This window comes from Frankia sp. CcCS3 (assembly GCF_977927575.1).
On the sequence record NZ_CDWRCL010000173.1, the window covers coordinates 1 to 8,897 of the forward strand.

The 8,897-nt window shown below is 70.7% G+C and carries 7 protein-coding genes and 1 pseudogene; 3 read left to right on the forward strand and 5 right to left on the reverse strand.

From position 1 onward, the window contains the following. Nucleotides 1-39 precede the first annotated feature (39 nt). Nucleotides 40-549: an aldo/keto reductase gene (locus tag AC08OQ_RS14520; RefSeq protein ID WP_476612116.1), complete on the reverse strand. Its 510-nt coding sequence runs from the start codon at nucleotides 547-549 to the stop codon at nucleotides 40-42. Nucleotides 550-729: 180 nt separating this feature from the next. On the opposite strand from AC08OQ_RS14520, the gene AC08OQ_RS14525 reads away from it, so the two are divergent. Further along, complete coding sequence (locus AC08OQ_RS14525) at nucleotides 730-1,008, forward strand: type II toxin-antitoxin system TacA family antitoxin (RefSeq protein ID WP_462188512.1); 279 nt, start codon at nucleotides 730-732, stop codon at nucleotides 1,006-1,008. Nucleotides 1,009-1,116: 108 nt separating this feature from the next. Beyond that, complete coding sequence (locus AC08OQ_RS14530; protein ID WP_476605485.1) at nucleotides 1,117-1,608, forward strand: GNAT family N-acetyltransferase; 492 nt, start codon at nucleotides 1,117-1,119, stop codon at nucleotides 1,606-1,608. 61 nt (nucleotides 1,609-1,669) lie between these two features. On the opposite strand, the gene AC08OQ_RS14535 is transcribed toward AC08OQ_RS14530, so the two are convergent. Beyond that, on the reverse strand, nucleotides 1,670-3,475 hold the full coding sequence (locus AC08OQ_RS14535; RefSeq protein ID WP_476605484.1) for a hypothetical protein: 1,806 nt from the start codon (nucleotides 3,473-3,475) through the stop codon (nucleotides 1,670-1,672). A 55-nt stretch (nucleotides 3,476-3,530) separates the two neighbouring features. Continuing rightward, on the reverse strand, nucleotides 3,531-4,958 hold the full coding sequence (locus AC08OQ_RS14540) for a lipopolysaccharide biosynthesis protein (protein ID WP_476612117.1): 1,428 nt from the start codon (nucleotides 4,956-4,958) through the stop codon (nucleotides 3,531-3,533). A gap of 179 nt (nucleotides 4,959-5,137) precedes the next feature. Here AC08OQ_RS14540 and AC08OQ_RS14545 point away from each other — a divergent pair, with 179 nt between their 5' ends. Beyond that, a complete protein-coding gene (locus AC08OQ_RS14545; protein ID WP_476605487.1) occupies nucleotides 5,138-6,946 on the forward strand; it encodes a glycosyltransferase family 4 protein in 1,809 nt (602 codons plus the stop codon). Nucleotides 6,947-7,548: 602 nt separating this feature from the next. Here the strand turns inward: AC08OQ_RS14545 and AC08OQ_RS14550 are convergent. Both AC08OQ_RS14550 and AC08OQ_RS14555 read right to left on the reverse strand, forming a co-directional pair. After that, nucleotides 7,549-8,064 carry an RHS repeat-associated core domain-containing protein gene (locus AC08OQ_RS14550; protein WP_476605483.1) on the reverse strand — a complete coding sequence of 172 codons (516 nt, stop codon included), beginning with the start codon at nucleotides 8,062-8,064 and terminating at the stop codon, nucleotides 7,549-7,551. Nucleotides 8,065-8,079: 15 nt separating this feature from the next. Then, a pseudogene (locus AC08OQ_RS14555) lies at nucleotides 8,080-8,897 on the reverse strand (sugar-binding protein); the annotation flags it as partial.

Consider the following 8,897-nt stretch of genomic DNA (forward strand, 5'->3'; position numbering starts at 1 on the left):
TCGCCCGATGATCACCGGCGGGCCAGAAGAATCACAAGATCAACGACAGATCAAGATCCGGTTCACGTCCGGCGCGACACCGGTCTGGGCCAGCAGCCGGTCGAGGTGGGTCGTCTTGAAGTTCGACACCCCGATCGCGCGTACCTGGCCGTCCTTCAGCAGCTCGACGAGCCCCTTCCAGGCCTCGACGTACCGATCCCGCCACGGGTTCGGCCAGTGGATGAGGAGCAGATCGAGGTAGTCCAGCCCCATCCGGCGGGTGCTCTCCACCGCGGCCCTGCGCACGCCGCGGACGCTGTGTGAGCGTTTGTTGAACTTCGTGGTGACGAACAGCTCCTCGCGGGGCACGCTGACGGCGCGTAGCCCGGCGCCGACCCCCTTCTCGTTGCCGTAGTTGTGCGCGGTGTCGATCAACCGGTAGCCCAGCCCGAGCGCCTGTTCCACCACCCCCTGGACCTCCCGGTCGTTCAGCGGCCAGGTTCCGAGCCCGAGCCTGGGCATCCGGGCACCGTGCGCGAGCGGGACGGTGGGGACAGGCGAAAGCGCCACGGGCGTAGGACCTCTCTGGTGCGAAGATCTGGTACGAAGAGATGCCGGGCGGCCGACCGGATCCGCGCTCCGGCCGGCCTCCGGGCATCCGGGCGACCCGGCCGCGATGGATGTGGTACCCACGTCGGCGAGCGAGACCCGGGGAAACGGGTCCGAAGACCCGGAGGGCAGACTGCCAGTATGAGCACCGCCAGGGACGACAGACTCGCGGTACGGCTACCCCAGGACGAAGCCGAGATCATCCGCTCGGCCGCGGAGGGTGAGGGCCTGTCCCTTGAGGACTTCGCCGTCGAGGCCATGAAGCGATACGCGCGAGAGGTTCTCGCCGACCGCCGCCTGTTCCGCGTCCCGGATGCCGACTGGAGCAAGCTCGAGGCGCTGCTCGACACGCCGCCGCCGGACTCCCCCCGGCTGCGCCGGCTCCTCGACGAGGAACCGGGCTCGGAGCAGCCGGAGTAGCCGGAGCACCCCGCCACCTCTGCCCGCCTCCCGGTCGGCCGACCAGCCGGCCAGTCGACCGGCGGTCCCGACGCGGTCCGACGCGGTCCCAAGAAAGGATCCTACGCAGTGCCCCTCGCCAAGCCCGCGGCCCTGTCCGAGGGCCCGGACCGGCTCACCTTCAACAGCGGTGACGACCTGCTCGACGGCTGGCTGCGCCACCACGCCCTCGAACACCAGCAGGACCGGACGACGAACACGTTCGTGATCGTCGATGGTACCCGGATCGCCGGCTACTACTGCCTGGCCACCGCCGCCCTGGAACGGATCCCCGGTTCACGCCGGTGGTCGCGCCGGTCCACCGAACCCGTTCCGGCGATGTTCGTGGGGCGGCTCGCGGTCGATGTCCGCTACCAGGGCCGCGGGGTCGGCGCCCAACTCGTGCGGGACGCCGTGATGCGGTCACTGACCGTCCATCGCATGGTCGGAGTGCCGCTCCTGCTCGCCCACGCGATACGGCAACCCGGCCGGGCATTCTACCGCCATCTCGGCTTCCTCGGCACCCACGTCGACCCCTACCTGCTCGCGCTGCCGCTACACGGCGCCGCCGGCGGGGGCTGAGCGCCGCCGGCCCCCGCAGGCCCCCGCCGAGCGCCGCTGGCCCCCGCCGGCCGCCCGTCACCTACTCGTCGCCGAGCAGCACATCCAGGTTGACGCGCAGCAACCACTGATCGAGCTTGAACGGGGGGTACGGCCGGGGCAGGCCGTCGAGCACCAGCTGGTTCACCGGGAGCCACAGGCTGCGCCGGCGGGCGTCGACCGCGCCGCGGCGCACCCCGACATACCGGGTCGCGGGGCCCCGCAGCCTGCTCAGCCCCACGTCGATCGGCCGGTCGGTGCGGAAGGTCATCCGCGTGCCGCGCCCCGCCGGCCGCACGACCTGCACCAGGCCGTCGAGCCCGGCGAGCAGCACCGCGCCGGTGGCTGGATCGACGGTGATGCTGCGCACCAGCCCACCCCGGTCGGTGCCCGCGATCAGGTAGTCGGGGCGGTTGGCGATGCCCCAGGTGTCGACCGGCCAGTTGCCCGTGGCGGGGGCCCGGGTCACCAGGCCGCGTTTCCCATCGATCTTCGGGTAGACGGCGAGGGTCTCCGCCCGCAGCCCGTCGGCCTTGGTGCGGGCCACGTACAAGGTGCCGTCCGTGCCGAACACGGCCGACTCCATCCGGGAGCCGTCCTGAACGGCGCGCACCGCCGTGCTCTTCGGGCTGATGGTGCCCCGCGACGCCGAGTAGGAGAACTCCTGCACGGGGAAGGGCTGGGCCCGGAAGTCCAGCCCGCGCACGTCACTGATCAGCACGAACCGTTCGTCATCAGGTTCGCTGGTGGGATCGGCGACGACCTCCCGCGGGTTCACGACCAGCTCGAGGCCCAGCGGGCGGGCCTGCGGGTACTGCCAGTGCGCCCGCACCCGGCCGGCGAGGTCGACAACGAGCAGGGCGCCGTTGTCGGTGCCGCCGACCCCGGTCCCCAGGTACTGGGCGATGACCAGGTGCCCGCTGCGGGGCAGCCGGGCGATCGAGGACGGCCCGCGCGGTGAGCGCGGCTCCAGCGGCGCGAGCACCGGGAAGGCCAGCGCCGCCACGTACGGCGGGGCGGCGCTGGCGAGCTGAGCCGCTGTCCTGGATGCCGTCCGGTCGTAGGCCCACCGTCCGCCCAGGGAGTCCCGCCGGAGCTGACCGATGCTCGGCAACTCGCCGTCGACGGAGGTGTTCCAGCCGAAGAAGGGCATCAGCGAGACGAAGACCACCCGCTCGGTGCCGTCCGGGCCGGGCACGACGATCACGTCCGAGATGTCCCCGCCGCCTACACCATGGTAGTTCGGGTCGGCCCGGGGCAGGCTCGTCCGGCCCTTCGTTGAGGGGATCACCAGGCGGGTGAACCGTTCGGTGACCGGCTCGAAGATCTCGATCTCCATGCCCGTACCGGTCAGCTTCGCCTGGTCGTCGGTGAACGGAGTCGTCGCGAGGAAGACGGTACCGTCCGCGGCGACCGCGGACAGGAAGGCGGCCTGACCGGGGCCGAAGCCCCAGCCCGGCACCTCGGCGATCTCGATGGCCGACTGGTCGTCGAGGTTTCCGAAGGTGCCGGGTGCGCCATAGATGGTCAGCAGGTTCCTGGGCAGGCCCGCCACCGCCCCGGCCGGCATCGACGGGCCCACGGTGACCCCGCCGACCGGTGCCGAGGGTCGGCTCAGCGGCAGGTCACCGGAGGAGGTCGGACCCGAGGACGAGGAGAGCAGGCGCGCGGCGACGAGGGCGCCGGCGGACGTCGCGCCGAGGCCCACGGCCGTCGCGAGCAGGCGGCGGCGGGTGACGGCGAGCGGCGAGCGCACCGACCCCGACGACCCCGACGACCCGGGAGAACCGGGAGAACCGGGAGAACCGGGCTCACCGCCGTCCGCGTTCGGACGGGTCTGGGCTGGCATCAGCGGTGGCCTCTCCGCGCGGGGTGGGCTGGGACTCGTCGGGCAGAGGAACTCCTCACACCCGGGCCGGGACCCCCTCGCCGGGCTGGGGGTCGGGTAGTCCCACGCCCCCCGCCGGCCGCCGGTGCGTCTCGGCGGCCCGCGCCGCCCGGCGGTCGGTGTGATGCAGCTGGACCACGAGCAGGCCGACCGCGAGCGCGGTCACCGACTCGGCGGCGAGCGCGGCGGTGGCCGTGGCCATCGATCCGCCGCCGGCCGAGACGAGCGCCCCAGCCGTCGCCACGGTGGCGACGGCGAGCACGCCGACGACCCGGCGCACCCCGGCGCCGAGCAGGTACGTGGTGAACATCAGGGTGACGGCCAGCAGGGTCATGCTCAGCGCGAGCACCGACAGCGCGGAGGCGGCGTCGGTGAGATGCGCCCCGAAGACGAGTCCGATCAACCACTTGGCCGCGAACAGACCGAGCCCGGCGAGGAAGAGCCCGGGAGCGACGACGAAGACCAGCGCCACGACCAACGTGCCCCCGGCGGGGCGTCCCTCCTTGCGCCGTCGTGCCGCCTCGGGCAGCAGGAAGTTCGCGACCGCCAGCCCGATGAAGACCGGTACCTTGCAGGCCGTCGAGATCGCCGCGTAGCCGCCGACCCCGGAGGACCCCAGCCAGCCGACGATGACGACGTCCATATTCTGCAGCAGGGCGAGGGGGATCAGCGCGCCGAGGGCGACGGTGGTGTCGGCGATGACGCTGTGCCGGGCGCTGGCGCGCGGCGCCGGGATCGGCAGCGGAATCGGCCCGGTGGCCGGCGGTGTGCCGTCGTCAGGCAGCACGGTCGCCCCGCGCTGGGACACGGGCGGACGCGGCAGCCGCGGGGTGCGCGTGACGGCCCACCGGGCGTGCTCGGCGCCGACGACGACGCCGAGCACGATGCCCAGGCCCGCGCCGTTCACCCCGAGCCCGCCCAGCACGAGCACAATCACCAGGCCGATCCGGACGAAGCCCTCGACCACAAAGTTGACGGCGAGGCGCGGATAGGCCCCCCGGGCCTGCAGCAGGCCGCGTTCGACGCACAGCAGCGTCCACAGCGCGGCACCGATGGTCGCCTCGGCGATCGCGAGCGGATGCGGATAAGATATCAGCGCGGCCACCGGCCGGCACAGCACCACCGCGACGATCGCGGAGATCACGATGCCGACGCCGCAGGCGCCCCGCAGCCGCCGGATCCAGGACCACTGCTCGCGCCGGGTGCCCCCCGGCCCAGACGTCTCGTGCTGCACCACGGCGATCAGCAGCGCGTTACCCGCGACCGAGAGAATCAGGAAGATGCTGACCTGCACCGACACGGCGCCGTAGGAGTCCGGGTCCAGCGACCGGGCGACGATCAGGTTCATCAGCAGGTTGCACCCGTTGACGAGCATGCCGGCGACGGCCAGCGCTGCCGGACCGGCCAGCAGGCCCGTCACAGCCTCACGCGAGGGCTTCGCCATCAGTCTCCCCACCGGGAACGGGACACGTCGAATCACCCACAGCGAAACACCGACCATGGTAAATGGCCGACGATTTTCCGACATCGGTAGGTTGCAGGCGAACGTTGCAGACGAACATGGTAAGCCCTGGCGAGCGGAACGAAACGGAAGGAATGCCACCGGTGACGGGAAGCCTCAGCGTGACACCCCCGGAAGGGTCGATACACCGCGGAGGGTCCCGGGAGCGCCGGTACCTGCCCACCCTCGCCGGCCGGCACGTGGTGTTCCTCAACTGGCGGGACCGGGAGCATCCGCAGGCCGGCGGGGCGGAGCTGTTCTGCCAGTCGATCGCCGAACGGTTCGCCGCGGCCGGCGCCCGGGTCACCCTGCTGACCTCGCGGGCCACGGACGGTGAACGCCCGGGTCCGCCCGTCGCCGAGTCCGTCGGCGGCGTCGAGGTGCGCCGCGGGGGCGGCACCTTCGGCGTCTATCCGTCGGTGCTCGCCCGGCTGGCCAGCCTGGGGCGGGCCGGGCACCGCGTCGACGCCGTCGTCGACTGCCAGAACGGGATCCCGTTCTTCAGCCCCCTGGTGCTGCCGGCGAGCACCCCCGTCGTGCAGGTGCTCCACCACGTTCATCAGAAACAGTTCCCGTTGTACTTCCCCGGGCCGGTCGCCCGGGTCGGGCAGCTGCTGGAGGCGCCGGGCAGCCGGTGGGTCTACCGGCGCCGACCGGTGGTGGTCGTCTCCCCCTCGACCCGCGCCGAGGCCCGTGACATCCTCGGCCTGCCCGGCCCGCGCTTCCTGGTCCCCAACGGGGTGACCACCTCGGCCGCCGGGGCTAGCTCGGCCGCCGGGGCCACCGCGTTCACGGGCCCGGCTGGCGGCGGGCCCGCAGGCTCGGATGGCGGCCCCGCGACGGCACCCACCATCGTGTGCGTCGGCCGGCTCGTGCCGCACAAGCGGCTCGACCTGCTCCTCGACGCGCTGCCCGCGCTGGTCGGGGCGCATCCCGGGCTCACCGTCCACATCATCGGCGACGGCCCGGACCGCGAACGCCTGACCGCCCGCGCGGTCGCCCTCGGGCTGACCACCCCAGATACGGTGACCACCACCGACCCGGGGGCCGCTCCGGGCTCGAGAGGCACGACCGACCGGGACGGTGACGCCGTGCGCTGGCACGGCTACACCGATGCCGCCACCCGCGACCGGCTGCTTTCCTCGGCCTGGCTGACGGTCAACCCCTCGCATGGTGAGGGCTGGGGGCTGTCGGTGCTGGAGGCCGCCCTCGGGGTGCCCGCGGTGGCGTTCCGGGTCCCGGGGCTGCGCGACGCGGTCCGGGACGGGACGACGGGATGGCTGGTCGACGAGGGCGAGCCGCTGGAGAAGACCCTCGACGCGGCGCTATGGCTACTGGCCGAGCTGCGCGCGGCGGCCCGCGCCTGGGCGGCTGGGTTCACCTGGGACGCCAGCGCCGAGCTGCTGGCCCGGGTGGTCACCGCCGAGATCGACCGGCTGGCCGGACCGGCGGCGAAGCGGGCCGAAGCAGGGGAACAAGGCCGCGCGCCGCAGCGGGGTCGGGGACCGGATCGGGGCCTGGAGCGCCGGTGCCGGGACGATGATCTCACGCACGCCCGCTTCACCCTGCCGGTCGGCGCCCCCCGCCCGGCGTTGCGCCGCACGGACCTGGTGTACCGGCCGGATCCGACCGGCCCGGAGATGATCGCGGTCCTCTACGGTGCCGGCCCCGCCGCCGCGCGCACCGCCCTGACCCGGGCCGGAGTCGGGGTCGGCGCGCTCGCCGACCTGCGACTACGCCCGGCGACCGGCGAGGACCTGCTGTTCGCGGCCAGCCGTGACCTGGCGGCATCTCCCCCGGATCCGGGTCCCGACCCGATCCCGACCGACAACCGGGACGATCAGGCGAAGGCCGGAGCGCGACGAGCAGCCTCGAACATGCTTTCCACGGAGCTAGAAGGAGCAGCAGGACGGCCCCTGTCTCACGGATGAGACACTGATATCCATCATGCCCTCCCACAGGATTTCCGAACGTTTACCTTACGGCATATTTTCTGGAGGGATGGCGACCGAAGGGTAACACGAATTGATCACATGGATATATAGCTCAGCTTGGTGCAGCAAACGGCTCAACCATCCTCGTGCAGCATCCTCCTCAGCAAGAACCTGAAAGCGCCACCCAAAAGGGCTGCGAAAACGACTACCCAGATGCCTGGGATTCCAGCAAAAGCCGCTATCACAATCAATGCGGCGATCAAACTGTATCCGATGACCGTGACCGGCATGTACCAGCCGGGGTGCCGACTGTTTCCGATGATCACTAGCGACCTCCTACCGCCATATTCCAAATGTCCAACCGCAGTAGACCGTGTATCCAAAAATCGGCCAGACATAGGGGACGTAAGAAGTCCGGGAAGCAAAGATATTTCCATCCGACCCAAGCGCACCTTCGCCCGTCAGAGGTCGAGTTTGTTGTAGGGGTCCTGGTTGGCGTAGTCGTAGGGGTTGGGGGACGTAATGAAGTAACAAATACGTGATCGAGAGCATCATCGCAGGTCACAGGCCTGTGAAGGGTTCGAAACGCGCAAGTTATTTCATTTCGACTCCTTGGCGTTGCCGCCGAAGATGGGGTCGGTGGAGAGAAAACGGCCGGTGTAGGGGTTGTAAAGGCGGACGCCCATGAGGGTGAGGCCGCCGAGGGTGTCGCGGGAGCGTTGCTTTCCGCCGAGCCAGCCGTAGCGGGCGTAGGCGGTACTGGCGAAATAGGGGGTGCCGAATTCGCTGGATTCGGCGTAGCTGGCGATGGCGGTAGCGGCGGTGTCGTCGGGGACGGTGGCGACGATGTCTCCGCGCAGGTTGGCCAGCTGCAGCGTGACCGTGCCGGTGTTGTCTTGGACGGCGGCGAGATCTCCACCGATTCCGAGGATGTTGCGGGTCCACCCGCCGCCGGTGACGCCGATCCAGGCCGGGCTGTCGCCGAGTTCGGCCGCCGTCGAACCTGTCGTGCCGTCGTATCGAACCAGCGGGTAGTGGTTAGGAGTCGAAATGAAATAACTTGCGCGTTTCGAACCCTCCACAGGCCTGTGACCTGCGATGATGCTCTCGATCACGTATTTGTTACTTCATTACGTCCCCTTAGTCCAGCTCGTCGATCCTTCACTCCAGGATCGGATGCGCCGTGCTGGGTCGAGGGTGTAGGTCCGGGTAGTCGAGCCTGCGGTCTGCGAGGCGACCATGTCGTTCACGTGGTAGCCGACGGTAAGCGCGACACCGGCCGCGTCGGCGGCCGGCACAGCCGTGGTTCGGCCGAACAGGTCGTAGGTGTAGCCGGTGTCGGTGATCCGGTCGGCCTGGTCATAGCTGTGAGAGTAGACCTGCGGGGTCGTGCCGGTGGAGCAGTTCCCGGTGTCCGGCTGACCGCCGGCATCCGGGTAGCTGGTCAGGGCGATGCGATTGGAATCCAGGTCGTAGGTGTAGGTGCGGGTGGTGCAGATCCGCGGCCCGCCGTAGCTGACCGCGTCGACGACCGAGGTCAGCCGGCCCGCCGGGTCGTAGCCCAGCGTCTTGGTCGCGGGCGTGCTGGCGTCGAGACGGACCTGGCCGTGGATCGAGTATGCCTGGGAGAAGGTCAGCCACGGTGTGCCGGACTTGGCGTAGGCGAGGCTGGTCGGCTTGTTGGTGTTGTCGAGGCGGGTGGTGGCGACGAGGCCGTTCGGGTAGGTCTGGCTGGTGAGGGCTCCGTCGCCGTTGTAGGTGGCGGTGAAGGTGGACGGTGCCGACCCGGCGCCGACGCCAAGGCTGGTGACCAGGCCGCGGTGTTCGGTGGCGGTGTCGTAGACGTAGGCGTAGCTGCCCTTGCCGTCGTTGACGGAGGAGATCTGTCCGTCGGTGTCGTAGCCGGTAGTGGTGGTGTTGCCGTCGGCGTCGGTCTGGGAGGTGACCT